23 protein-coding genes and 1 pseudogene are annotated in these 23,306 nt (G+C 70.0%); 11 read left to right on the forward strand and 13 right to left on the reverse strand.

What is annotated here, in order from left to right:
• Window positions 1–36: 36 nt before the first annotated feature.
• Both JOD64_RS03080 and JOD64_RS03085 read right to left on the reverse strand, forming a co-directional pair.
• A complete protein-coding gene (locus JOD64_RS03080) occupies window positions 37–1,155 on the reverse strand; it encodes a Gfo/Idh/MocA family protein (RefSeq protein ID WP_204940801.1) in 1,119 nt (372 codons plus the stop codon).
• Window positions 1,125–1,835, reverse strand: coding sequence for a ThuA domain-containing protein (locus JOD64_RS03085; protein ID WP_204940802.1), 711 nt, complete (start codon window positions 1,833–1,835; stop codon window positions 1,125–1,127). The genes JOD64_RS03080 and JOD64_RS03085 overlap by 31 nt, the downstream gene beginning before the upstream one ends.
• 320 nt (window positions 1,836–2,155) lie before the next feature.
• Here JOD64_RS03085 and JOD64_RS03090 point away from each other — a divergent pair, with 320 nt between their 5' ends.
• Window positions 2,156–2,719 (forward strand): dihydrofolate reductase family protein, encoded by a 564-nt coding sequence (locus JOD64_RS03090; protein WP_204940803.1) that lies wholly within the window; start codon window positions 2,156–2,158, stop codon window positions 2,717–2,719.
• Between the two features lie 354 nt (window positions 2,720–3,073).
• On the opposite strand, the gene JOD64_RS03095 is transcribed toward JOD64_RS03090, so the two are convergent.
• On the reverse strand, window positions 3,074–4,333 hold the full coding sequence (locus tag JOD64_RS03095; protein WP_307813193.1) for a hypothetical protein: 1,260 nt from the start codon (window positions 4,331–4,333) through the stop codon (window positions 3,074–3,076).
• Window positions 4,334–4,376: 43 nt separating this feature from the next.
• Entirely contained in the window at window positions 4,377–5,444 is a 1,068-nt protein-coding gene (locus JOD64_RS03100) for a serine hydrolase domain-containing protein (protein ID WP_204940805.1), read from the reverse strand.
• Window positions 5,445–5,602: 158 nt separating this feature from the next.
• Here JOD64_RS03100 and JOD64_RS03105 point away from each other — a divergent pair, with 158 nt between their 5' ends.
• Window positions 5,603–6,166 (forward strand): DinB family protein, encoded by a 564-nt coding sequence (locus JOD64_RS03105; protein ID WP_204940806.1) that lies wholly within the window; start codon window positions 5,603–5,605, stop codon window positions 6,164–6,166.
• Window positions 6,167–6,211: 45 nt separating this feature from the next.
• Here JOD64_RS03105 and JOD64_RS03110 read toward each other — a convergent pair whose 3' ends face one another.
• Entirely contained in the window at window positions 6,212–7,051 is an 840-nt protein-coding gene (locus JOD64_RS03110) for a helix-turn-helix transcriptional regulator (protein ID WP_204940807.1), read from the reverse strand.
• Window positions 7,052–7,153: 102 nt separating this feature from the next.
• Between JOD64_RS03110 and JOD64_RS03115 the strand changes: the two genes are divergently transcribed.
• From JOD64_RS03115 to JOD64_RS03125, 3 genes are all read left to right on the forward strand, one after another.
• Window positions 7,154–7,861 carry an SDR family oxidoreductase gene (locus tag JOD64_RS03115; RefSeq protein ID WP_204940808.1) on the forward strand — a complete coding sequence of 236 codons (708 nt, stop codon included), beginning with the start codon at window positions 7,154–7,156 and terminating at the stop codon, window positions 7,859–7,861.
• A gap of 367 nt (window positions 7,862–8,228) precedes the next feature.
• Window positions 8,229–10,313, forward strand: a complete 2,085-nt coding sequence (locus JOD64_RS03120) for a hypothetical protein (RefSeq protein ID WP_239559371.1) — start codon at window positions 8,229–8,231, stop codon at window positions 10,311–10,313.
• Window positions 10,314–10,323: 10 nt separating this feature from the next.
• Window positions 10,324–12,585, forward strand: coding sequence for a hypothetical protein (locus JOD64_RS03125; RefSeq protein WP_204940809.1), 2,262 nt, complete (start codon window positions 10,324–10,326; stop codon window positions 12,583–12,585).
• 141 nt (window positions 12,586–12,726) lie between these two features.
• Here JOD64_RS03125 and JOD64_RS03130 read toward each other — a convergent pair whose 3' ends face one another.
• Window positions 12,727–13,392, reverse strand: a complete 666-nt coding sequence (locus JOD64_RS03130; protein WP_307813195.1) for a response regulator — start codon at window positions 13,390–13,392, stop codon at window positions 12,727–12,729.
• Window positions 13,389–14,237, reverse strand: a complete 849-nt coding sequence (locus tag JOD64_RS32725) for a sensor histidine kinase (RefSeq protein ID WP_307813196.1) — start codon at window positions 14,235–14,237, stop codon at window positions 13,389–13,391. The genes JOD64_RS03130 and JOD64_RS32725 overlap by 4 nt, the downstream gene beginning before the upstream one ends.
• 112 nt (window positions 14,238–14,349) lie before the next feature.
• On the opposite strand from JOD64_RS32725, the gene JOD64_RS03135 reads away from it, so the two are divergent.
• The 3 genes from JOD64_RS03135 to JOD64_RS03145 are packed head-to-tail and all read left to right on the forward strand — an operon-like array spanning window position 14,350 to window position 16,447.
• Complete coding sequence (locus JOD64_RS03135; RefSeq protein WP_204940811.1) at window positions 14,350–15,063, forward strand: ABC transporter ATP-binding protein; 714 nt, start codon at window positions 14,350–14,352, stop codon at window positions 15,061–15,063.
• Entirely contained in the window at window positions 15,060–15,809 is a 750-nt protein-coding gene (locus tag JOD64_RS03140; protein ID WP_204940812.1) for a hypothetical protein, read from the forward strand. Before JOD64_RS03135 ends, JOD64_RS03140 begins: the two co-directional genes overlap by 4 nt.
• The gene (locus tag JOD64_RS03145) at window positions 15,806–16,447 is read left to right on the forward strand and encodes a hypothetical protein (protein WP_204940813.1); all 642 of its coding nucleotides are present in this window, start codon (window positions 15,806–15,808) and stop codon (window positions 16,445–16,447) included. The genes JOD64_RS03140 and JOD64_RS03145 overlap by 4 nt, the downstream gene beginning before the upstream one ends.
• Before the next feature lie 157 nt (window positions 16,448–16,604).
• Here JOD64_RS03145 and JOD64_RS03150 read toward each other — a convergent pair whose 3' ends face one another.
• Window positions 16,605–16,829, reverse strand: coding sequence for a transposase (locus JOD64_RS03150; protein ID WP_307813896.1), 225 nt, complete (start codon window positions 16,827–16,829; stop codon window positions 16,605–16,607).
• Between the two features lie 59 nt (window positions 16,830–16,888).
• On the opposite strand from JOD64_RS03150, the gene JOD64_RS03155 reads away from it, so the two are divergent.
• Together JOD64_RS03155 and JOD64_RS33890 are read left to right on the forward strand one after the other, a co-directional pair.
• Complete coding sequence (locus tag JOD64_RS03155) at window positions 16,889–17,341, forward strand: helix-turn-helix domain-containing protein (protein ID WP_204940815.1); 453 nt, start codon at window positions 16,889–16,891, stop codon at window positions 17,339–17,341.
• Window positions 17,319–18,118: pseudogene (locus JOD64_RS33890) on the forward strand (RNA-guided endonuclease InsQ/TnpB family protein). Before JOD64_RS03155 ends, JOD64_RS33890 begins: the two are co-directional and overlap by 23 nt.
• A 13-nt stretch (window positions 18,119–18,131) precedes the next feature.
• On the opposite strand, the gene JOD64_RS03165 reads toward JOD64_RS33890, so the two are convergent.
• Together JOD64_RS03165 and JOD64_RS03170 are read right to left on the reverse strand one after the other, a co-directional pair.
• Window positions 18,132–18,704: a histidine phosphatase family protein gene (locus tag JOD64_RS03165; RefSeq protein WP_204940816.1), complete on the reverse strand. Its 573-nt coding sequence runs from the start codon at window positions 18,702–18,704 to the stop codon at window positions 18,132–18,134.
• A gap of 74 nt (window positions 18,705–18,778) precedes the next feature.
• Window positions 18,779–19,405 (reverse strand): mycothiol-dependent nitroreductase Rv2466c family protein, encoded by a 627-nt coding sequence (locus JOD64_RS03170; protein ID WP_204940817.1) that lies wholly within the window; start codon window positions 19,403–19,405, stop codon window positions 18,779–18,781.
• A 39-nt stretch (window positions 19,406–19,444) separates the two neighbouring features.
• On the opposite strand from JOD64_RS03170, the gene JOD64_RS03175 reads away from it, so the two are divergent.
• A complete protein-coding gene (locus JOD64_RS03175) occupies window positions 19,445–19,993 on the forward strand; it encodes a MarR family winged helix-turn-helix transcriptional regulator (protein WP_204940818.1) in 549 nt (182 codons plus the stop codon).
• Window positions 19,994–20,009: 16 nt separating this feature from the next.
• Here JOD64_RS03175 and JOD64_RS03180 read toward each other — a convergent pair whose 3' ends face one another.
• From JOD64_RS03180 to JOD64_RS03190, 3 genes are read right to left on the reverse strand one after another with little or no spacing between them, the layout of a single operon-like run.
• Window positions 20,010–21,209 carry an FAD-dependent monooxygenase gene (locus JOD64_RS03180; protein WP_204940819.1) on the reverse strand — a complete coding sequence of 400 codons (1,200 nt, stop codon included), beginning with the start codon at window positions 21,207–21,209 and terminating at the stop codon, window positions 20,010–20,012.
• Window positions 21,206–22,378, reverse strand: coding sequence for an FAD-dependent monooxygenase (locus JOD64_RS03185; protein WP_204940820.1), 1,173 nt, complete (start codon window positions 22,376–22,378; stop codon window positions 21,206–21,208). The genes JOD64_RS03180 and JOD64_RS03185 overlap by 4 nt, the downstream gene beginning before the upstream one ends.
• Window positions 22,375–23,292 carry a thiopeptide-type bacteriocin biosynthesis protein gene (locus JOD64_RS03190; protein ID WP_204940821.1) on the reverse strand — a complete coding sequence of 306 codons (918 nt, stop codon included), beginning with the start codon at window positions 23,290–23,292 and terminating at the stop codon, window positions 22,375–22,377. Before JOD64_RS03190 ends, JOD64_RS03185 begins: the two co-directional genes overlap by 4 nt.
• Between the last annotated feature and the right edge of the window lie 14 nt (window positions 23,293–23,306).

A 23,306-nucleotide genomic window follows, 5' to 3' on the forward strand; every position in this document is an offset into this window, starting at 1 on the left:
CTGGACTGCCGACGTTCCCGGCCCGGCCTGCCCCGCTCAGTGTCCGTACGCGTCGTACGCCTTCCAGTCCTCGACCGGGGTGAGCGGAACAGGTGCGGGCCGCTCCACCACCGTCGTCAGCTCGATCCGCTGGCCTTCGGCTGCCGACCGGAGCAGGGTGGTCATCGTTTCCAGTACGTGCAGCGCGACATCGCCGCCAGCACGCGGCGGACGCTGACCGTCGGCCCTGACCAGGTCGATCAGACCGATGCCTCGGGACGACTCGGCGTAACCGGCCCGCGGTTCGAGAACACGCCATTCGCTACCACCGAGCGCGAAGAGGCGGACCGCACCGTCGAAGCGGTTCGGATCGGGTACGGCGAGCGTGCCGGTCTCCCCATGCACCTCGATCGGTGCGGCCGTCGTCGCGACGCCGTCGAAGCTCGTGGTGATGGTGGAGAGAGCACCGTTGGCGTGCTCGAGCACGCCGGTCACGTGGGTGTCCACCCCCGCCGGGATCCGCTGGCCGCTGCGCGGGCCGGAGCCGATGACGCGCTCGTCGCGCAGGCGGCTGGCGGCTCCGACCACCGCGCGGACCGGTCCGAGCAGGTGGATCAGCGCCGAGATGTAGTACGGCCCCATGTCGAGCAACGGGCCGCCGCCCGGGGCGTAGTAGAAGTCGGGGTTGGGATGCCAGCGTTCGTGCCCTGGCGTGACCATGACGGCGGACGCGGACATCGGGCGTCCGATGAGCCCGCCGTCGATCGCCGCCCGCGCCGTCTGCGTACCCGTCCCCAGCACGGTGTCCGGCGCGCATCCGACGTGGACGCCAGCCGATGCGGCCCGTTCGAGGATCGAGCGACCGTCGGGCAACGTCACGGCGAGCGGCTTCTCGACATACACGTTCTTGCCCGCGTCGATCGCGCCGAGCGAGATGTCGGCGTGCGCCGCAGGGATCGTGAGGTTGAGCACCGTCTGCACGTCCGGGCAGGCGAGCAGGCGCTCGACGCTCAACGCCTCGGCGCCGGGAACCGTGGCCGCGACCGCAGCCGACCGGGAGGCGTCGAGGTCGGCCACTGCGGCGATGCTCACCGCGGGATGGTTCGCGAGTGTGTCCAGGTACGCGCGGGAGATGAACCCGAGACCTACGACGCCGACGCGGTGCGGGTCGCCCACAGCATCCCCCTCTCGATGACGGTACGGACGCCTGCGTGCTCCAGCACGTCGAGGCTGTGTCCCGGGGTCGTCACGACAACGCGCCCGGCACCCCAGAGTCGGGTCCAGATCGCCGGCGAGGTGACCGGCCGGTGCCACGGATGCCACGCCTGCGTGGGGTGGGTCGTGACGGCCAGAACGTCGATCAGGTCATCGTGCAGCACCCAGTACTGCTCGGTGACCAGGTCGAAATCCTCGATCCCCGCGGTGATCGGATGCTCCCGGCCGAGGTCGGTGATGCGCACCGTGTGCGGCAGAAAGTTGTCCTCCGCGCCGCCGTGCCGCTCGCACGGCTCCTTACCCGGATGCGTGGCGAACTGGCCGCCCACCAGATGCAGGTACTCGGAGGACGCGCGGAACGAGTCCACGATGCCGCCGTGCCAACCGGTGAAGCCCGTACCGGCGATGACCGCCGCGCTGAGGCCCGCCGATTGCTCCGAGGTGATCTGCGACATCGTCACGCACTGCACCACGAGGTCGGTGGCGGCCATCTCGGCGGCGTCGGCGTAGATCTCCGCCGACTCCTCGACCCGCACGGCATAGCCGCTACGTTCGAGGAAGGGGATGAACAACTCCGTCGCCTTGACCGGCTGGTGCCCCTCCCACCCGCCCCGAACCACCAGTGCTCTCTGCTGCGCCACCCTCGCTCCCTCCCACGGTCGGTCACCACCGGGCTGGCCGTTCCCGCCCCGGCGACGTGCCGCCGATGCCCGTACCGGTCGAGCACCGAAACCGTACTCGTAGATGCCGCATTTGATCTACGCCAGTCGACATCTGCGCCGATCGGCCCGCGATCCCATGGAACTTTTTCCCGGGATGGCGTCGGATCCGGGCCGAGTCGTTCGTAGAACGGGCGGAAGGCGGGGACGTCCGCCCGATCCGAAGACGGATGGGATGCTCAACCAGCTGGCAGGCGAAGGTGACATCCCGATCGGGTCCTACGTGCACGGAAGGAAGAGGCATGGCAAAGCTGATCTACGTAACCAATGTGTCGCTGGACGGCTACATCGAGGACGAAAGCGGATCCTTCAACTGGTTCCCGCGCGACGACGAGGTTTTCACGTTCACCACCAACCTCCTGCGGTCCGTGGGTACTTTGCTTTACGGGCGGCGCCTGTACGAGATGATGGCTGTCTGGGAAACCGACGCTGCTCTGGCCGCGCAGTCCGGCCTCATGGCTGACTTCGCGAACGTCTGGCAAGCGGCGGACAAGGTCGTCTACTCCACGACTCTCACCGCGGTATCGACGGCCGCCACCAGCCTGGAGCGCCGTTTCGACCCCGCCGTCGTACACCAACTGAAGGCCACGGCCAGCAGTGATATCGCCGTTGGAGGCGCCAACCTGGCGGCGCAAGCCATGCGCGCTGGACTGGTCGACGAGTGCCAGTTGTTCGTCTGGCCCACGGTCGTCGGAGGCGGCAAGCCGTGGCTGCCTACTGGCGTGCGCACCGACTTCGCGCTCCTCGACGAACGCCGATTCCAGAACGGCGTTGTTCACCTCCGTTACCGCGCTCTCGGCCACTGACCCAAGCATCGGAGGTCCGTCGCATGACCGAGTGACGGTCGCGGTAACGTCCCGGGCCGACAGCATCGAGAGGTTGCCGGCGGGCTGGCCACGCCCAACCGCTGGTACGCCACGAAGATCGCCCGCGAGTGGAACGTCCCGGCTGGCGGCGTCGGCTACGTGACCCGGTTCGATGTCCAGCGTGCGCACCTGGACCGTTACGAGGTTCATCAGGTCGGTGGCCGCGACGTGCGGGAGTACTGGATCCCCGCAGAGGAGCTTGACGACCTCAACGCCCACATAGTCGGGGCGATCGTCGAAGAAGCCGACTACCGCGGTCCCGTGAGCGACCAGTTTCGCGTTCGACTTTGCGGCCTAGCGGGCCGGCGGCGCGAGCATTCGCTCCACCGAATCGAGCTGGCACCAGGCGAGCGAGTCGTACCCGTCCTCCTCGCCCATCCGGCGTAGCTCCGCGAGGGCGTTCGCATCCCCGCGCAGGGCCAGACCGCTCGCCGCGTAGACGCGGACCTCCCTGTCGTCGCCGCTCATCAGGGCGGTGAGCTGTTCTCGCAGTGCGGGCGCGTCGATCACGGGATAGATGAACTGGGCCGTCGCCACCGCGCGGACCGTCGGGTCCGGGTCCCGGGCCAGGCTCAGCATCGCCTCCAGGACGTGCGGTGGTGGGTCGTCGGCGGGTCGGCCGATGCCGTTGAGCAGGTCTGCGGCCGCGCGGCTGCGGACCTGGGGGCGATGGTCCAGGACGAATGGCAGGAACTCGTAGAGGATCGCGCCGATCGGGCTGAAGCCGGCGTAGGCACCGAGCACACTGCACAGCGTCTCGGTGTCCGTCTCGACCGCCATCCGGTCCCGCAGCACCGTCAGGGCATCGGCGGCGTACGGCGCGTCGGCGGCCTCTCCGTCCAGAGTGGAAAAGTGCAGCAGTTCGGCGGCGAAGCCGCGCACCGCCACCTGCGGGTCGGCGAGCCGCCCGGCTACCCACCGGAAGGTTTCCTCCACCGGGAACCGGGTAATGACGATGTGCCGCGACGTCTGCCAGTCGTACGATTCCGGGTCCGACGACCACAGTGCACGCGCCAGCAGTTCGTCGCGCGAGACGGGGAGGTCCAGCCACTTTTCGAGGACGGTGACGGCGGCCCGGTGCTCGGCGAGAACCTCCGCTCGTCGGCCGTCGGCGGCGGTCAGGCGGATCCGCAGCGCTCGGGGCGAGTGTTCGTCCGCGCTGAGGTGGTCCCGCGCCACCGTGACGGTGTCGTCGTCCACCGCACCCGCTCGGCGGCGCAACTCGGCCTCCGGGTCGACGTCGAGCCAGGCCCGGGCTGCGTCGAGCGCACCCCGCAGTGTGGCCTCCGGGATCGGGTAACGAGACAGCAGTTGTTCCAGCAGCCCGCTGGCTCCGTGCTCGGCCGCCCAGACCACCGGGTCGACGTCGCCCCAGGGTCCGCAGGGCACGGCTTCACCGGGCTGGTACAGCAGTTGTGTGAGCCCTGGGCCGCCCCAGCGGACCATCTCGCCGGCCACCGCGCGGCCTTCGTCCTGCCACTGCGCTTCAACCGGCAGCGCGTTCAGGTGTCGGCGGACAGTGCCGAGGTCACCGTCCCGGACAGCATCGATCACCGCTTGCTCCACACGGCCATTCTGCCCTTACCGCCCAGCGCAGCTACACGACTGTCTCGATCTCATCCAGAGCTGTGACGGTACGAGAAACTTCGCGGATCAGATCGAGCGGTTCTTCGGTCCAGTGCGAGGCGAGCACGAGCTCACGGGCCGGATCGACCCACAGCAGGTGTCGCCCGCCGTTGCCGCGGGCGCTGCGGCCGGTCGCCGGGGCTCCGGGCCACGGCACCTGCTCATCATTGAGCCACCACAGATAGCCGTATTCCCGTTTGACCGGGCACGGAGCCCATGACTGGTCAACCCATTCGGCGCTCAGCAGTCGGGTCCCGGCGTGGGTCCCTCGGTTCAGAAAGAGTTGCCCGATCAGGGCCAGATCCCTGGCCGGGATGACCAGGCCCCCGCCCCAGTGCGCGCCACCAGAAACCACCTCGACCCGGTGGCCGTCGATGTCGACAGCGCTCGTCCGGTACCCGTGCCACGACCACCGGTCGGAGCCACCCATCGGGTCCATGACGCGCTCCCGCAGCACGTCCGGCAGCGCCCTGCGAAACAGGAGTGTGAGCGCGTACGTCAACAGGTTCATCCGCACGTCGTTGTACGCCCACCCCTCCCCCGGCGGTGTGCCGTGCACCTCTGTCCGCTCGCGGAAGCTCTGCGCGTCCACGCTCGTCGGTTTGCCCCACAGCTCGCCCTCCCACTGGCTCGACTGCTGCAGCAGATGACGCCAGGTGATGCGCTCGTTGTGCGGCCCGTGGAATTCAGGAACGTCGACGACCTGGTACACCGGTTGGTCCGGCACCAGCAGCCCGTCGTCGAAGGCCAGGCCGGCCACGACCGACACGACGGACTTGGTGACGCTGAACGCCATCTCAGGGGCGTCCGGATCGCCCCAGGCCGCGACCTCTCGACCCCCGACCCGGACAACACCACTGGCCCCACTGGCGGCAAGCAACGGGCCGACAACCTCTCGGTGACTCGTGTCGGACACCTGTGCTGCCAGGTAGGTCTCGATGTCGGCAGCATCCCTCGTCCATCGGGCACCAAACTCCCGGACGATCCGTCCCAGAACCTGCTGATCCACGGATGCGGTCTTGATCATTCGTCGTGTCATCGATCGAGGCTGTCATACAGCCGCTCGCGGCGGTGCGCCCCGAAGGGCACATCAGCCCCCTGCGTCATTTCCCGGTGCGGTACGTTCTCGAGGTCCACGGCCGGCGACGGCAATCGCGAGGGTCGTAGTCAGATCTCCGTTTTATGTAGTGTGCCGAAGTGACAAGAAGCGAGCGAATCGCGGACCAGCTGGACCGGCACTGGCACAAGAACCTGCGGCCGCGGCTGCACGGTCTTGCCGACGAGGAGTACTTCTGGGAGCCGGTGCGCGGCTGCTGGAGCATCCGCCCACGTGACACGTCGGCCGCACCGATGTCGGCAGGTTCGGGGAAATGGACGATGGACTCCGCGTCCCCCGACCCGGCGCCGGCGCCGGTGACCACGATTGCCTGGCGGCTGGCGCACATCATCGTCTCCTGCCTGGGCTATCGGGTCGGATGGCACTTCGGCGGCCAGGACGTCGACTCCCAGACATTCGCCTACGCGGGGACCGCCGACGAGGCGCTGAAACAACTCGATGAGATGTACGGGAGATGGAACTCGGGGGTCCGCGAGCTTTCCGACGCTGACCTGGAGAATCCGCCCACGGTGGGTCCCGAGCGGTTCCCCATGGAGGGCATCGTCCTGCACGTCAACAGGGAACTGATCCATCACGGCGCCGAGATCTCCCTGCTGCGCGACCTCTACCGCTGGCAGGACGAAGCCGTACCGCGCCGAATATGACGTCCCGGCAACCGGCGATCGGCTTGGGAAACCTTCAAACTGCAGCTATCCGACCAGTGCCTGGGTGCCGAGCACGGTGAGCATCGCGAGGCGGTCGGCGTCCTCGGTGCCGGGCTCGGCGGTGTAGACCATGATGCGCAGGTCGCTGCCCGCCACGGTGAGCACGTCGCAGTCCAGCGTCAGGGGGCCGACGTGCGGATGATCGATGGTCTTGCGTGCAGCCTCATGACGGCCGACAGTGCCGGAATCCCACAACTTCGCGAACCGGTCGTTGTTCGCGCGTAGTTCCGCGACCAGCTGCCGGAGCTGCTGGTCGGCCGGATAGCAGCCCGCGGCCGCACGCAGGTCGGCAACCAGCGCCGTCTCGAACGCTCGCAGGGACTGCTGGGTGTGCCGGGCTCGGGTACCCGGTCCGAGAAAATGCCGCCACACCGCGTTGCGGTGGTTGCCACGCCAACCGGATGGATCGCCCATCAACGCCGCGTACGGCGGATTAGCCACAAGCAGCGTCCAGGACGCGTCGTAGACGCCGACGGGTGTCCCGGTCAGCCTGTCCAGCAGCCGCTGGACGCTCGGGGTGATGTAGGCGGGCACCGTTTCCGGGCCCGACGGTGCCAGCCCGGCCAGCCGAAACAGGTGTGCGCGCTCGGTTGCCGAGAGCCGCAGGGCCCTGGCCAGGGCTTCGACGACCTGCGCCGACGGATTGGACGCGCGGCCCTGTTCGAGGCGGGTGATGTAGTCGACGGAGATCCCGGCCAGCAGGGCGAGCTCCTCGCGGCGCAGTCCGGCCGCACGTCGGCGCCCACCGGCGGGCAGCCCGGCGGCCTCGGGCGAGACCCGGTCGCGCCAGCGGTGCACCGCCTGCCCGAATTCCGTCGTCGTCATGCTCACCAGTGTGCCCCTTAAGTTGTGGTATTGCCTGGTACTGGCAGTCCCAGGAAGACGGGACGACTGGGCGACCGCACCGCCGGGCCGGAGCCTGGAGGCATGACAACAACACTGATCACCGGAGCGAACAAGGGACTCGGCTTCGAGACCGCCCGTCGACTCATCGCCGCAGGTCACACCGTCTACCTCGGCAGCCGGGACGCCGAACGCGGGCGCCGCGCCGCCGAGCAACTGGGCGCGCGAGCCGTCCAGCTCGACGTCACCGACGACGCGTCCGTGGAGGCCGCAGCGCAGGCCATCGAGGCTGACGGAGGACTGGACATACTGATCAACAACGCGGGCGTCGAGGGAAGGGGTGCCGGCAACATCGTGATCGGCGCTGCGGACGTGACCGCCGACACGATGCGGGAGACGTTCGAGACGAACGTCTTCGGCATGGTCCGCGTCACCCACGCGTTCCTGCCGCTGCTGCAGCGTTCGGCGGCCCCGGTCATTGTCAATCTCAGCAGCGGCCTGGCCTCGCTGGCTCGGGTCACCGATGCGGGCACCCCGACGTACGCCTACCCCGGGGTCGCCTACCCGGCGTCGAAGACCGCGGTCAACATGATCACCGTGCAGTACGCGAAGGCGTTCCCGAACATGCGGATCAACGCGGTCGAGCCAGGCTTCACCAAGACCGACCTGAACGGGAACACCGGAATCCAGACTGTCGAGCAGGGCGCCGAGATCATCGTCCGCATGGCGCAGGTGGGCCCCGACGGCCCCACCGGAGGCTACTTTGACGCCGAGGGCGCCCTCCCCTGGTAGGAGGAGGGGTAATCAGGTGGAGGAGACCGGCCTGGTCGGCCCGTGCACACGCGGGGCCGGCCAGGCCGCATCCACGCGATGATCCACGACGACCAGGGCGTACGCGTCAGTTCTGGAATGGAGAACGTCGCGACGACACCGTTGTGGTCGGACCTGGTGCCACCGACGCGGTCGTGGCGTTGATGTGTGTAACGAAAATCGAGCCTTTATCGAGTACGTCGAACATGCTCTTCTTGTCGATCAGCGCCTCACCAGCCTGGTTGGTCCCGCCAGCTCTGATGTGGATGCATGTCGGGTACTCGACCCAGCGCTATCGCCTGAATCCCCTTGCCCGGACAGTGCACTCGGGGCTCGAGGGGGTGGGAAATTGGGACAGCCGACGGGTGAGTCCGTCATGATCCAGGACTGGTTCAGTGTGCCGCGGGTGTCCGCCGAGAACCGGGCGGCGGTCTTCGGTGCGCGTACCCAGGACCCGCGGGTGGAATTCGTCGCGCTGACCGTACGGTACTGGATGGACGCGCACGCCACCCGCTCGATGACCCGCGACCGGGTGTTGCAGGCGATGACCGGCCGGATCTCCGCCGACAACGTCTGGGACCTGGTCGCGATGCTGGCGAGGCTCCGGCTGGCCGAGGCGTTCTTCGACCTGGCGGCCTCAGACGTCGACGCGGACGGCGCGTTCCGACGATTCCTGCTCGGCCTCGACCCCGCGCTGCTCGACGCGATGCGCCACTACGCAGCCTGGAACGGCATCAATCCCAAGCTGTTCCTCGACGGCTTCCTGGTGGGCGTCGGGGAGTCGTTCGCGACGGTGGTGGTCGACCTCGGCAAACTCGTGCAGCTGGTCGGTCGCCTCCAGCAGGAGCAGCTGACCACCCTGATCGTGCTCACCGTGGATCCCCGGGCCGGTCTGCAACGTCTTGCCGAGCAGGCCACCGTCGTCCGCGAGGCGTTGGCCGGCGTCGTGGCCGCGTTGGACCCGAGCACCGTGCCCGAGCGGTTGCTGACGCTCTGGCGCGGCTGGGCGGCGGAATTCGGGCGGCACCTGGAGGAACTCGACCCGTTCGCGGCCGGCCGGCTGCTCGGCAGGATCGCTGGCGACCTGTTCCAGCTGCTGACCGGCCTGGTCCAACTGGTCCGGCTACTCGGTGGCGTGGCGGTGCGCGCCGCGATCCGGTACGTGCCGCTGCTGATCGTGGGTGCCCGGGAGGCCGCCGCCGAGGTCCGTCTCCTGACCACCCAGATCGCCGCGCTGCTCGTCGCGATCGGCCGGGCGGCACTGCTGGCCACGCCGCAGGTAGGCCTGGCCGTGCTGCGTACCCTGTTCCCCCCGAAGGTGCTCGACGCGTTGTTCCGGCAGGGCCGGACGCTGCTGGTCGACGCCGAGTTGACCCTGACCGTGTTCAACCAGGCTGCGCACGCCGAAGCGTTCGCCGGGGCGGGTGCGGGAGCCCGGCTCAGCGCGCTGATCAGCGCCGACGGCAAGCCGGTCCTGATGGCGTGCATGTCGGAGACGGTGTCGTCGGCCGGTCGCTCGGCCAGCCGAGCGGAGCTGAACCAGGCGCTCGACGAGATCATCAAGCGCGTCGAGGGCCTGCGCGAGCTCAAACCGCCCAAGACCCCCCGGGACATCCGGGCCGCCGCAGTGCGGGCCGCCATCGCCCGCCAGCTCGAGCAGCGCCTGACCACGGTGTTCAACCGGGCGTTGCAGACCGCCGCGTACGAGGAGTTCCGCGCGCTGCGTAAGGCCGGGCAGGCGCAACCCTGGCGGCTCGGCCAACAGGTACACCGGCGGATGGCGGCCGAGACCGCTCAGTTGGTCGCTCGCTCACCGGGGTTGCAGCCGTTCGCGGAGAAGTCGCTCGCCACGGTCGTCGAGGCGGTCCGCGCGGCCAACCCGGAGCTGGCTGCGGCCCTGCGCGGCTCCGACGCGGTGCTACGGCAGACGGTCGCCCAACTGCTGCTCAGCCACCCGGACCGGGACCTTCTGCTGCGCCTCGTCGGGTTCACCCGGAGCCCGTCCGCGGCCGGCGCGGAAAAGGCGTTGGCCGCCCACCTCGCCGAGCGGTTCGGGTGGAAGGCGTCCACGACCGTCGGTGAGCTCCGCAGCGACCTGCTGTTGGTCGACAGCGAGGCGGCCCGGGTGACAAACGTGGACTGGACCGCGTCGACGAAGCTGGAGCGCTTCGAGAAGACGTGGGGCACGGTCGCCGACGACCTCGGCGAGGCGTTCGACGGTCGCTGGGAGGCGATCGCGGACGCCTACCAGCGTGCCAAGAAGGGCGGGGTGCCGGCGGAGGTCGTCGCCGGCCTGGAAGAGCTGACGGCACACGCCGTGCGAGAGACCGTCGTCCGGCAGGCCGCCCTCAGCCAGTTGTTTCCCGGGTTCTTCGTCACCTCGCACGAGATGACCTACCAGGGCCTGCAAACCCTGTTCAAAATGCCACTTTAGAGGAGCACCGATGGGTGAAGTCGTCGTCGCCGACGCGGACCTGGCGACGCTGGGGTTCAGCACCGCGCACTCCGACCGCTACGTCTACTCCAACTACTTCGTGCCGGTCCAGCTCACCTTCGACGACGGGGAGACGCCCCTGCTGCCGTTCTACGTCAAGCAGGCGCTGATCGAGGCAATGCGGTACGGCGGGCTCTCCCATGACCGGCTGCCGCACCTGCTCAAGGAACTCGGCCTGTCGGGGCTGTGGAAGGCCAATGACATGGACGCCGCCGAGGCGGCGCTGCCGGGGCAAGACTCGGGCATGGCCAACCGCGAGCCGCGGGCCCGGCGCCAGACCCTCCTCGGTGACCAGGAGGCGGAGTTCGTCGCCGGTCTACTCCAGTCCGACGTGGGCATCGCGTTCCTCGACCGGACCCGGATCCGGCCGGTGGGCTTCGCGCTCGGCGAACACGTCTACGCCCTGGCGCTCGCGCCCGGCGAGGAGGCGGTGCTGGAGCAGCGCACCTACACCAAGCGTGAGCTGACCCTGGAGGAACAGGACGAGACCGAGCAGCAGACGGACGTCGAGCTGACCAGTGCACTCACCACGGAACTGCAGGAGGGCTTCGAGCGGCAGAAGTCGCTCACCGACACCTGGGGGCTCAACGCCAGCCACACCGGCCAGTACACCAGCCCGACCGGCGTCTGGGGCACCTTCAACGCCAGCCACACGATCGGCTACACGCGCAGCGTGACGGCGGCCAGCCAGGAGACCAGTCGCCGTGCGGTCAAGGACAGTCAGACCGCCACCTCCAAGGTCGCCGCCCGCTACCGCACCCAGCACAAGACCGACTTCAAGTTGGTCAGCGAGTCCGGTATGGAGTCGACCTCGAAGCGGACCGTGCGCAACCCCAACCGGGCAACGCCGATCACGCTGCACTACTTCAAGGTGCTGCAACGGCTGGAGTTGGCCCACGAACGGTACGGCGCCCGGGTGTGCTGGGCGCCGACAGTGAAGGACCCGGCGCTGGCGTTCGCCAAGAAGATCACCGACGGGCGGCAGCGGATCCGTGACAACGCTCTCGCCGCGCTGCCCGCCGTGCCGGTCAAGCCGGTGCGCCCGGTACCGGGCGTACCGGCCGCCGTGGAGACCCGCACCATCTACTCCCCGGTCGTGACACTCGACAAGTGGGGATTCACCGGCGACATGAGCGCCGACTACGACATCGACGTCGTCTTCGACAGCGGTTGGGAGTGGGACGGCGACATCGAGACCATTCGGCAGAACCTCACCCTGATCACTCGCCGGCCGCCGTCGGGTATCGCGGCTCGGGTGGTCGGCGTTCCGGTGATCACCGACGCGAACGGTCAGCCGGCACTGCGGGTACGCATCCACGTCGGTGCGGCCAGCTGGCTCGCCGGGCCCGGTGCCGACGTGCAGCTCGCCGCCACGTTCCGGCGTACCCCGACGATGGTCGACGGGAACGCCGACGACGCCGCCTACAACGCGCTGGTCGCGGGCTACCTGACCGACCTGCAGGACTGGCAGGACAGGCGCGATGCGGCGCTGGCGGCGGCGGAGGAGGCCGCGGACGAGTTCGAGGCGCGGCTGCGCGGCGGGTTCTCACCGGTCAACGAGATGGTCTCGCAGATCGTCGAGGCGCACTTCCCGGCCAGCGTGCGGGACGAGGCGTGGGAGATCGAGTTCTGGCACCGCGTCTTCGACTGGGAGCGCGCCTCGTTCGTGTCGTACCCCGGTTGGTGGTCGGCCGGTGACGCCCGGGCCCCCGAGCGCGACCCGAGTGACTTCCTCAACGCCAGCTGGGCGAAGCTCTATCTTCCGGTACGGGCCGGCATGGAGCTGGCGGCGCTGCGGTGGATCTTCGGCAAGGCGGTGGCGACCCGGCTCGCGCCGGCGGTGGAGCAGCAACTGGCCGCGTTCGTCGACGAACTGGCCGCGTTCCGCACCAGCCACCTCGGCACCGGCGACGAGATGCCCGACCTGACCAGCGAGTGCCAGGAGGTGCCCGAGCGGGTCTACTGCCTGGCCAAGTGGGCCGAGCTGATGCCCACCGACGGCACCCACCTGGAGGTCGTGCAGGGCGCGACGACCGCAGCCGACGCGGTGACCAGCAAGGAGATCACGGACGCGGAGGCTCTGCGGGCGGCGCTGCTCGACGGCGAGGTGCAGACCAACCGGCTCAGGACCAAGGCGTACGACCAGATGACCGAGGCCGCCGACGTCGACATCCACCTCGGCACACCAGGAGGCAACAGCCCGACGGCGTGACACGGCGGCGGTCTCCCCTCCGCGTCGGCTCGCGCCCGGCCTGCGGTCGGCGAGGCAGGCGCGGCTGGTGGGGTGTGGTGGTGCGACCAACGCAGGTTCGACGTGGTGAGGTGATCGACGCCCTGGCCGTGGTGCTCGCTCTCAGTGCCGTGGCCGCACCAGCCCTGCGTCGAACGCCGCGATCACCAACTGTGCCCGGTCTCGGACGGCGAGCTTCGCCATCAGGTGCGTGATGTGCGTCTTCACCGTCTTCACCGAGATCACCAGGGCAGTCGCGATCTCGTCGTTCGACAAGCCACCGCCGATCAGGGTCAGCACCTCGACCTCACGGCCGGTCAGCCGCCGTAGGGTCGGTGTCGGCCGTTCCGGTCGGGGAGCCGTGACGTAGTGCGCGACAAGCCGGGTGAGGATCGACGGCGCGAACAGCGATTCACCGAGGTGGGTGCGGCGGATCGCCTCGATCAACTCCTCGGGGCGGGAGTCCTTGAGCAGGAAGCCGGACGCGCCCGCGTGCAGCGCCTCGTACACGTACTCGTCGAGTTCAAACATGCTCAGGACCAGGACGCGGGCGGCGGACAGTGCGGGGTCGGTGCAGATGCGGCGGGTGGCCTTGAGGCCGTCGAGGTGCGGCATCCGTACGTCCATCAGGATGACGTCGGGGCGGGTGGTGCGGGCGCACGCCACGGCGTGCGCTCCATCGCCGGCCTCGCCGACGACGGCCAGGTCCGGCTCGTTGTTGATGATCATGGCGAGGCTGTGTCGGAGCAGCGCCTGATCGTCCACCAGAAGCACCCGGATGCCGCTCACGCCGCCTCGTCCCTGATCCGCGCAGTGAGGCGGAAGCCCCCGTCGACGTGCTCCGCCGACAGCGTGCCACCGAGACTGCCGACCCGCTCCCGTAAACCGGCCAGCCCGTGCCCGGCGCCCGGTGCTGCCAGCCATCCGTCGACTGACGGTCCGGCGTCCGCAACCGTGACCACCACGTACGTTCCGTCCCGGTACACCCGCACCCGCACGTCTGTCGGTCCCGCGTACCGTGCCGCGTTGCTGAGCGCCTCGCGCACGGTCTTGCAGACGGCGACCTGTACACCCTGCGACACCGGGCCGAGCGGCTCGACCGTCAGCCGTGTCCGAAGCCCCGCGAGCGACGACCCGTGCACGATCCCGGGCAGGTCGTCGAGACTGTCCACCGGCGCACGGCGACTGGCGGCCGACGGCTCACGCAGCACCGTGAGCATGCGGCGTAACTCGGCTGTCGCATGCCGGCTCGCGTCCTCGATATCGGTGAGTGCCGCCTCCACCTCGGCAGGCTTGGGTAGATGCCGGGTGGCCGCCGCGCGGACCGTGATCAGACCCAAGCCGTGCGAGACGATGTCGTGCAGGTCGCGGGCGATCCGCAGCCGTTCGGCGAGCACCGCCTCGGACGCTGCCCAGGCGGTCAACCGGGACTCGTAGGCGGTTCGGTCGGCGCGTGACCGCCGCACCGCCCACACCGCGGCCGCGACGGCGCCACCGACCATCAGCGACGGCAGGATGACCGCGAGCGGGCCCTGCGCGCCGACCGTACACATGGCCATCACCAGCACGCTGATCGCCACGACAACGACCGGCACGGTCCTGGACCGCCCGGAGGGGCGCGGATGGGCGTTCACCGCCCCGACTGTAGATCTCAGACCAGGGTCTGACGGCCCGCGGACCGACTCGGCCGTCGAAATCCGAGAACGGTCGGATGTACGAGGCCCGCACCTTCGGTTGACTCGGCTCATGATCACGATCGATCGCGTCAGCAAGACCAAGGGCAGGACACAGATCCTGTACGACGTCAGCTTCGAGGCCCGACCCGGCCGGGTCACCGGCTTCCTCGGGCCGAACGGAGCCGGCAAGACGTCGACGCTACGTATCCTGCTCGGCCTGGACCGCCCGCAGAACGGGACGGCACTGATCTGCGGGCGCCCGTACCGGAAACTGGACCGCCCGCTCACGACGGTCGGCGCACTGCTCGACGGCAGCGGGGCGCACCGGGCCCGCACGGCCCGTGCCCACCTGCGGTGGGTAGCCGCCAGCAACGGCCTGCCGGACTCCCGCGCCGACGAGGTCCTCGAAATCGTCGGCCTGACCGGCGACGCACGTAAGCGTGCCGGCCGCTTCTCCCTCGGCATGAGCCGCCGGCTCGGGCTCGCCACCGCCCTGCTCGGCGACCCTGAGGTGCTGGTCCTGGACGAACCGGTCAACGGCCTCGACCCGGCCGGGATCCGCTGGATGCGCGAGTTCCTCAAAGACAGCGCCGCGCAGGGCCGCACGCTCCTGCTCTCCAGCCACCTGATGGGCGAGTTGGCCGAGATCGCCGACGACGTCATCGTGATCGACAAGGGCCGGATCGTGATCCAGGGCAGACTCGCCGACGTCACCGGTGGTCATCGCACACTCGAGGACGCCTTCTTCGCGCTGACCGGCACCGAGGCGGGTGGCCCGTGGTGAGCCTGGTCCGCGCCGAACTCCGTAAGCTGCTCGGCCTGCCCACCGCCTGGGTGGGCCTGGTGCTGGGCACGCTGACAGCACCAGTGGTCGTCCTGCTGAACGCGCCGTACACCCGCCGGGCGATCGCCGCCGGCACCCTCACCGACACGTCCGACCTGGGTCTACGCGACCTGGGTATCGGCCTGATCGGTCCGATGGTCCTCGGCGTGATCGTGGTGAGCAGCGAATACACGTCCACTGGTCAGGACGCCCCCGGTGCCCGCCAGCTCACCGCGACGCTCGCCGCGGTGCCCGACCGGCTACGTCTACTCGTGGCGAAGACCACCGCGCTCGTACTGGTCGTCGCGGCACAGGCGGTGGTCACCGCGACCGCCACGCTCACCCTCACCCAGGTGCTGCACGGCGAACACGCGCCCGCACCCGCCCCGGCCCGAGTCGCCGCCGCGCTCCTCTACTGGACGCTGACCGCACTACTGGCGTACGCGCTCGCGTTGATCACTCGCAACGGCGTCGTGCCGCTGACGCTGCTGATCATCAACAGCTCCGTCGTCTCGGTGTCGTACCTGCTGACGAAGGTCACCGACCTCGCCGCCTACCTGCCGGACATCGCCGGGACGCAGATGTTCCTCCGCAGCGGGGACTTCCCCGTCGAGATCGCTCCGGTGACCGCGGGACTGGTGATGACCACCTGGGTCGTGGCACTACTCGCGGTCGGCGCGGTCCTGTTTCGCCGGCGGGACACGTGAACACCGCACGCGCGGAACTCCGCAAACTGCTGACCCTGCCGTCGCTGCGCCTGACCGCACTGCTGACCTGGACCGCCAACCTGGTGCTGACGTACGCGTACCGAGCGGCCGGGTCCCGCGGTGAGCCGCTCGGCGACGACGCCGCCCTGGCCCCGCTCGCCTACACCCAGGCCGGTTTCCTGGTGCTCGGCGTGCTGGCGGCCGCATCCGAGCACCAGGAGGGTGGCCAGATCCGCACCACACTGCTCGCGGTGCCCCGGCGCCTGCCACTGCAGGCGGCGAAGGCCCTTGCGCTGGCCGCTCTGACGCTCCCGGTGGCCGCCGCGACGGCGACCACCAGCACCCTGTCGGCCGGCGAGGCCACCTGGACGCCCGCCGCGACCGCCTACCTGACACTCACCACGTTGCTCGGGGCGGCAGTCGCCAGCGTCGTCCGCCGCGCAGTGCCCGCCGTGATCCTGCTGCTCGGCCTGTACTTCATCGCCGGCCCGCTGCTCCGCGCCTGGTCCGCCACCAGCGCCGCCTACCTGCCGGACACCGCCGCCCTCGACCCGTCCCGTGGTGCCGCGGCAACGCTCGTCTGGACACTCACCGCCCTGACGCTCGCCGCTTTCACCGTCGACCGACGCGACGCCTAGGAGTCCACAGCTCCCCTTCCACCAGCCAGCCGACCAAACACTCGCGCGCCGTTGACGCACTTCGGAAACCAGCTACCGGGTGGCGGGCCAGTGCTCCGCCCTTCAGGGTGGGGGTGAAGGTCCGTGCTGGGAGGGCCGTCAAGGCCCGAGCTGTGGCTTAAACCGGGCGGTTCTGCTGCTCGATGTGCTGACGCACGACGCTCAGCGGTGCCCCGCCCTCGGAGCCCGCGAAGTACGAGACTGACCAGGGCTTGTTGGCCCGGTAGTAGTGACGCACGGGGTTGGGGAACGTCTGGCGCATCCGCCGACTCGACACGCCCTTGAGGGTTTTGACCAGCTTCGCCAGGGCCACCTTGGGCGGGAAGTAGAGCAGAAAACACAGTGTCTACCAGTGCGGATGCCTTCACGGTCTGCCGCAGACCACATGGGACACTCGGTTTCGTGCAGCTTCGTTACAACTTCCGGGTCTATCCGGACGCCGTCCAGCGCACCGCGTTGGCGAGAGCGTTCGGGTGTGCCCGGGTGGTGTTCAACGACGGGCTGCGCTTGCGTCAGCAGGCACGCGAGGCGGGCGAGAAGTACGTTTCGGACGCCGACCTGTCCAAGCGGGTTATCACTCAGGCTAAGGGCACGCCGGAACGGGCGTGGCTGGGCGAGGTGTCCGCGGTGGTCCTGCAGCAGGCCCTCGCGGATCTGAACACGGCGTACCGTAACTTCTTCTCCTCGATCACCGGCAAGCGCAAGGGGCCGCACGGTGGCACCGCCCCGGTTCCGGTCCCGCAAGAACAACCGGCAAGCGATCCGGTTCACCAGGAACAGCCGGTTCAAGGTCCTCGACAACGGCCGACTTCGGCTGCCAAAGATCGGCGACATGCCGGTTCGGTGGTCGCGTAGCCTGCCGTCCGAGGCCATCTCGGTCACGGTGATCCGGGACGCGGCCGGGCGGTACTTCGCCTCGTTCGTCGTTCACACCACCGACGCACCGCTGCCGGAAACGGACTCCGAGATCGGTATCGACCTGGGCCTGACCCACTTCGCGGTCATGTCCGACGGCACGAAGGTGACCGCACCGAAGTTCCTGCGCCGCGCGGCCCGCAAGCTCAAGCGGTTGCAGCAAGACCTGCCCGCAAGACCAAGGGCAGCAACCGCCGCAAGAAGGCCGTGGTCAACCTCGCCCGCACTCATGCGCGGGTGGCCGACACCCGACGGGACTGGCAGCACAAGCTCTCGACATCGATCATCCGCGACAACCAAGCGGTGTACGTCGAGGACCTGTGCGTGATCGGTCTCGGCAGGACTCGGCTTGCGAAGTCCGTGCACGATGCGGGGTTGGCCAGTTTCACCGGCATGCTGGAGTACAAGGCCGCCCGGTACGGGCGCACGTTCGCCCGGGTGGACAGGTTTTTCCCGTCAACCCGGAAGTGCTCCACCTGCGCCCGGGTCAACGACAAGATCGCGCTGAACGTCCGAGCGTGGGACTGCCCATGCGGCGCAGCCCACGACCGGGACGTCAACGCCGCGAAGAACGTCAAGGCCGCCGGACAGGCGGACTTCAACGACCGTGGAGCGCAGATAAGACCAGCATCCGTGCCGGCACCGCGCGGCGAAGCGGTAACCCACCCAGACGCCGCGTGTTCCACACGCAGCGTCGAGGGAATCTCCGCCCTTTAGGGCGGCGAGGATGTCAAAGGTGACCGGTGTCGTTGAAGCTGACCAGGGTCGGCGGACGATCGGAATCCCACTGCACGACGGTGATCGCGCAGTTGCCCTGGTTGAGGCCCATCCACCGCCATTCCGGAGCGTCCAGGACGTGCCGGACGAACCAGCCGATCACGAAGTTGTGCGTGATCAGCAGTTCGTTACGGTCCTGCTCGCCTGTCACACCGAAGTGTTCGACAGCGGCTCGCAGCGCGACGGCGTCCTCGTCCCGCTCGTCCGTGGGCACACCGTCCAGCCAGGAAAGCAACCGGTCCGGGTAACGGCCGCGTTGACTGATGGAGGGCACCGGCGTGCGATCCGCTACGAAGTCGCAGGCATGTCTGGGCACCTGTGCGAGGTGGCCACCGACAATGTCGGCGGTCTGGGCCGCTCGGGTGACCGGGCTGTGGTGGATCGCCGAGAAGGGCACCGTACGCAACCGTCGGCCCAGCTGATCTGCCTGCTCCCGACCGAGGGGCGAAAGACCTCCGGCTGAGGCGTGGTCGGAGGTCTGATCCTGTTCGCCGTGACGGACGAGGTACAGCTTCGTACGAGCCATCGACACACACCTTCAATCAGCGTTCGGCGAAGATCACCATAGACCGTGCGGAGGCTCTCGTGGCCGCGGCGTAACTACGCGAAGGTGAGGCCACCGGACCGGGCTCGTTTGAGTTCGGAGAAGGACCGGCAGCCGGCGAGCAGGCGGGCGCCGTCGAAGACACGCAGGGCCTCCTCTCCACGGGGAATCGAGGTCAGCACGGGGCCGAAGAAGGCCACGTCGTCGACGACGACCGTCGGGGTGCCCAGGTCCTCCCCCACGAGTTGCTGTGCGCGGGCGGTGCTCGCCCGCATCTGCGGGTCGACGTCGCTGCGATGAGCGGTGTCGGCCAGGTCGGCGGGAAGGCCGGCCTCGGCCAGGGCCTGCGGGATGACGGTGTCGAAGTTCTTGTCGCCGTCGTCGTGGATCCGGCGGCCGAGCGCCGGGTACAGACGTGCGAGGGCGGCGGGGCCGTGTTGTGCGGCCGCCGCCACGCACACCCTGGCCGGGCCCCACGCCCGGTCGTTGAATTCGCGGTACCAGGGCTCCAGGTCGCGATGCTCGTTGATCACCGCGAGGCTCATCACCTCGAACCGCAGGTCGAGCGGCCGCATCTGCGCCACCTCCATGAGCCAGCGGGAGGTGATCCAGGCGAACGGGCAGGACGGATCCACGTACGCCGTGACCACCGGGATCGACGTTCGGGGCGAGTTGTCTTCCATGGAAGACAAATTACCTTCCCTGGAAGGTAAGATGCAAACGTGGATGACGACCGAGTCGCCGAAATCGTTGGTCAGTGGGCTCGCGAGCGACCAGACCTCGACCCCGGCCCGTTGCTGATCATCGGTCGGATCCAGCAGATCGCGGCCATACTCGATGCGACCCTGCGGCCGCCGTTCGCCGCGGCGGACCTCGGCAACGGCGACTTCGACGTGCTCGCGGCGCTGCGCCGCGAAGGCGAGCCGTACACGCTCACGGCGGGCCAGTTGAGCCAACGGATGCTCGTGACCACCGGGGCGGTGACCAAGCGGGTGGACCGGCTGATCGCCCGCGGCCTCGTGTCGCGATCGGTCTCCACAGCCGACGCCCGCGGCCGGGTGGTCGGGCTGACTCCGGCCGGAGCGGCGTTGACCGACCGGCTCATCGAGGAGCATCTGGCCAACGAGGCGGCCATCCTTCGTGACTTCACCGACAGCGACCGCACCACTCTTGAACGCCTACTGGCGACGATGACTCGGACCCTGGCCGCCCAGGATGTGGGCCCGGGAGAACCTGCCGGCCCGCCCCGCCATCGGCTACCCCGACGCTGATCCGCACCCGATCGCCTCAGTCGCGGACCCGATGCCCGGAGCCAATTTCTCCCCTCCCGCCGGTCGACGCGACGTCCGCCAACTCCGCATCGGGGTCGTGGCCGTAGAGCCACTGGAGGTGGCTCAGGTCGACCTGCCGGGCCAGGTCCTCGTCGCGGGCGCGCTGCGCCGGCCCGTCGGGCAGGTGGAAGAGGGCGGCCCGATGCCGGGCCTGCCGGTGCACCTCCGCCACCCGGGGGCGGCGTGCCCGCTGGTACCGGTCGAGGGCGGTGGCCGGGTCCGCAGCGAGCAGGTCGGCGAGGAGCAGGGCGTCCTCCAGCGCCTGGTTGGCGCCCTGCGACAGGTACGGCAGGGTCGGGTGGGCGGCGTCACCGAGCAGCACCAGCCGACGGCTGTGCCAGGACCCGGTGATCTCCCGGTCGTACAGTCCCCAGCGGCTGATCCCGCGGGCCGCGCCGATGACCCGGCGCACCTCGGGATGCCAGCCGTCCAGTGCGGCGGTCAGCTTCTCGACGGCCACGTCGCCGGTGTCCGCGCGCTGCGCGCAGACCGCGCTGACGTGCACCGTCTGTCGGGCGGCGATCGGGTAGTACGTGACGTGGGCGCCGGGCCCGAACCAGAAGAGCACCCGGGGTACGCGGCGCAGCGCGGGCACCTCGTCCACCGGGAGCAGGCCGCGCCAGACGGCGTAGCCGGAGTAGCGCGGACTGTCGTCGATCAGCGCGGGACGCACCACGGAGTGCACACCGTCGGCGCCGATGACCAGGTCGGCGGTGTCGCTGGTGCCGTCGGCGAGGTGCAGCGTGGCCTGCTCGTCGTCCTCGCTGACGGAGACGACGCGCCGGCCGAGCCCGAGGTCGGCCGCCGGCAGGAGCCCGACCAGGCCGCGTTGCAGCTCGGCGCGGTGGATGAGCACGTACGGGGCGCCGAAGGCGGTCACGCACGCGTCGCCGTGTGGGACGGCGCAGAGGAGCCGGCCGTCGTCCCAGCGCCGGATCTCGATCGATTCGGCGGCCACGCCGTGCTCGCGCAGCGTCGGGCCCACACCGAGCCGGTGCAGGATCCGCACCCCGTTCGGGGAGAGCTGGATGCCGGCGCCGACGGCGGTGAACCGGGCCGACTGTTCGTAGATGCGGTACGGCATCCCGTGCTGGCGCAGCAGCGCGGCGACGGCCAGCCCGGCCACCCCGCCGCCCACGATCGCGACCCGGGTCACGCCGCCACCTGACCCGGCTCGTACCCGTACAGCCAGGCACGGGCGTCCAGGTCGGCGGCCTGGCGCAGCACCACGTCACGGGCGGCCTGTTCGGGACCGTCGGCGAGGTGCATGTGCCGGGCCTGCGCGCGGGAGGCGCTCTGCACGGCGGTGGCCCGGGGCATGCGCTGCTGCTGGTAGCGCAACAGCCGGTCGGGGGCGTTGGCGCGGGAGGCGCCGGTGAGGCAGGAGGCCAGCTCGACGGCGTCCTCGACGGCCTGGTTGGCGCCCTGGGCCAGGAAGGGCAGCATCGGGTGGGCGGCGTCGCCGAGCAGGGTGACCCGCCCGACCGACCAGGCGGTCAACGGTTCCCGGTCCCACAGCGCCCAGTACCGGACCTCGCGGGCGGCTCGCGTGACGGCGGCGACCGGGGCGTGCCAGCCGTCGAAGGCGGCGACCAGTTCGGCCGGATCCACCGTGGCGGACCACGATTCCACGGGCGGCTGACGCAGGGGTGCGATCGCGGCGAAGGCGAGCGCCCGGCCGCCGCTGACCGGATAACAGACGAAGTGCCGGCCCGGGCCGAGCCACATCCGGGCCACCGGGGCACGGGCGCCCGCCGGCAGTCGGTCCATCGGCACCAGACCACGGAACACGCCGAGGCCGGAGAAGACCGGTGTGTCCGGGACGAGCGCGGCGCGGACCGCCGACCGCAGCCCGTCCGCACCGACCACCACGTCGGCCCGGTGGGTGCGGCCGTCGGCGAAGGTGAGCACCACCTCCTCGCCGTCACCGTCCACCCTGGCCAGTGGCCGGCCCAGATGCAGCCGGGTGGGGTCCACCCGCGCGTGCAGGGCGTCGCGCAGGTCGGCCCGGTGCATCCCCAGGTACGGCGCGCCGAAGCGCACCTCGCAGGCGGCGCCGAGTTCGGTGCGGGCCACCGGGCCGCCGGACCAACCGTGGATCTGTGCCGCGGCGAGTCGGACGGCCCGGGCGTCCAGCGCGGGCCGCAGGCCGAGTCGGTGCAGGGGCCGGACCGCGTTCGGGGAGAGCTGGACGCCGGCGCCGACCTCGGTGAGCCGGTCGGCCCGCTCGAACACCTCGTAGGCCGTGCCGGCCGCGTCGAGGGCGGCGGCCAGGGCCAGTCCGCCGATGCCGGCGCCGACGACCGCCACCCGCGGACCACTCATGACGGGTTTCCGTCCGGGTACGCCGCGGCAAGCCAGGCGTAGGTGCGCAGCTCCTCGAAGAGGCTGCGGCCGAGCCGGTTGTGCAGCATGTGGACGTGGGAGAAGAGGATCTGGGCGGGCGGGGTGTCGCCGGCGGCGGCGATCTGCTCGGCCAGCTCCGCGATCGCGGCGTGCCAACGGCGGAACGGGCCGTGTGCGTCCGGGTCAGGGACCGGGCCGGTGGCGTCGACGGCGCAGAGGGCGGCCAACTGCTCCGGCGTGGTGCCGGAGTTGCCGGCCCACACCCTCCAGGCGTCCATGCTGCGGCGGTAGAACTCGGCCTGCCGCTCGGGACCGCCGAGGGCGGCTGCGGCGGCGATGGTGCCCCGCAGTCCCAGGCCGGTGCGCAGCCCTTCGGAGGGCCGGCCGGGCAGCACGGCGACGACGAGTTCGCTGGAGAGCTGGAACAGCCGCTCGGTGGCGGGCATCAACGACTGCCCGCCGTAGCGCAGGTGCTCCGGCTCGTACACGGCCCGATGCACGCCCGGCGGCATCAGGTCGCGCACCTGCCGGTCCGCGCCGCGTTCGGTGGCGGCGAAGGTCACCGCGCCGGCCCGGTAGCCAGCCTCGTCGAGGGGCTCCTCGTCGTCGGCCAGCCGGCCAGCCTCGGCCAGCCGGTCGCGCAGCGCCTCCTCCACCCGTTGGTACGCCTCGGGGTCCAGGTCGCCGACGCGGAACCGCAGGTGGGTGCCGGCCTGCCAGAAACGCATGAAGAACCAGGGCCGGCCGTCGAGGTTGGCGGCCACCGGCCGGATCACCTCCTGGATCACCCGGTCCTGTACCGAGCGGGCGTCCGAGGCCAGGTGCAGGTGCCACGAACTCCATTCGGTGGGCCGGGTCGCGGCGGGGTCGGGGCGGAGCACGGTCTGGGTCACGGCATCTCCTTCGT

The sequence above is a fragment of the Micromonospora luteifusca genome, assembly GCF_016907275.1.
GTDB lineage: Bacteria > Actinomycetota > Actinomycetes > Mycobacteriales > Micromonosporaceae > Micromonospora > Micromonospora luteifusca.

What these genes read in the sequence shown, in the direction of transcription:
- JOD64_RS03090 (WP_204940803.1), top strand. Translation starts at nt 2,156, where the DNA reads ATGGCAAAGCTGATCTACGTAACCAATGTGTCGCTGGACGGCTACATC.
- JOD64_RS03100 (WP_204940805.1), bottom strand. Translation starts at nt 5,444, where the DNA reads ATGACACGACGAATGATCAAGACCGCATCCGTGGATCAGCAGGTTCTG.
- JOD64_RS03110 (WP_204940807.1), bottom strand. Translation starts at nt 7,051, where the DNA reads ATGACGACGACGGAATTCGGGCAGGCGGTGCACCGCTGGCGCGACCGG.
- JOD64_RS03115 (WP_204940808.1), top strand. Translation starts at nt 7,154, where the DNA reads ATGACAACAACACTGATCACCGGAGCGAACAAGGGACTCGGCTTCGAG.
- JOD64_RS03125 (WP_204940809.1), top strand. Translation starts at nt 10,324, where the DNA reads ATGGGTGAAGTCGTCGTCGCCGACGCGGACCTGGCGACGCTGGGGTTC.
- JOD64_RS03135 (WP_204940811.1), top strand. Translation starts at nt 14,350, where the DNA reads ATGATCACGATCGATCGCGTCAGCAAGACCAAGGGCAGGACACAGATC.
- JOD64_RS03165 (WP_204940816.1), bottom strand. Translation starts at nt 18,704, where the DNA reads ATGGCTCGTACGAAGCTGTACCTCGTCCGTCACGGCGAACAGGATCAG.
- JOD64_RS03170 (WP_204940817.1), bottom strand. Translation starts at nt 19,405, where the DNA reads ATGGAAGACAACTCGCCCCGAACGTCGATCCCGGTGGTCACGGCGTAC.
- JOD64_RS03185 (WP_204940820.1), bottom strand. Translation starts at nt 22,378, where the DNA reads ATGAGTGGTCCGCGGGTGGCGGTCGTCGGCGCCGGCATCGGCGGACTG.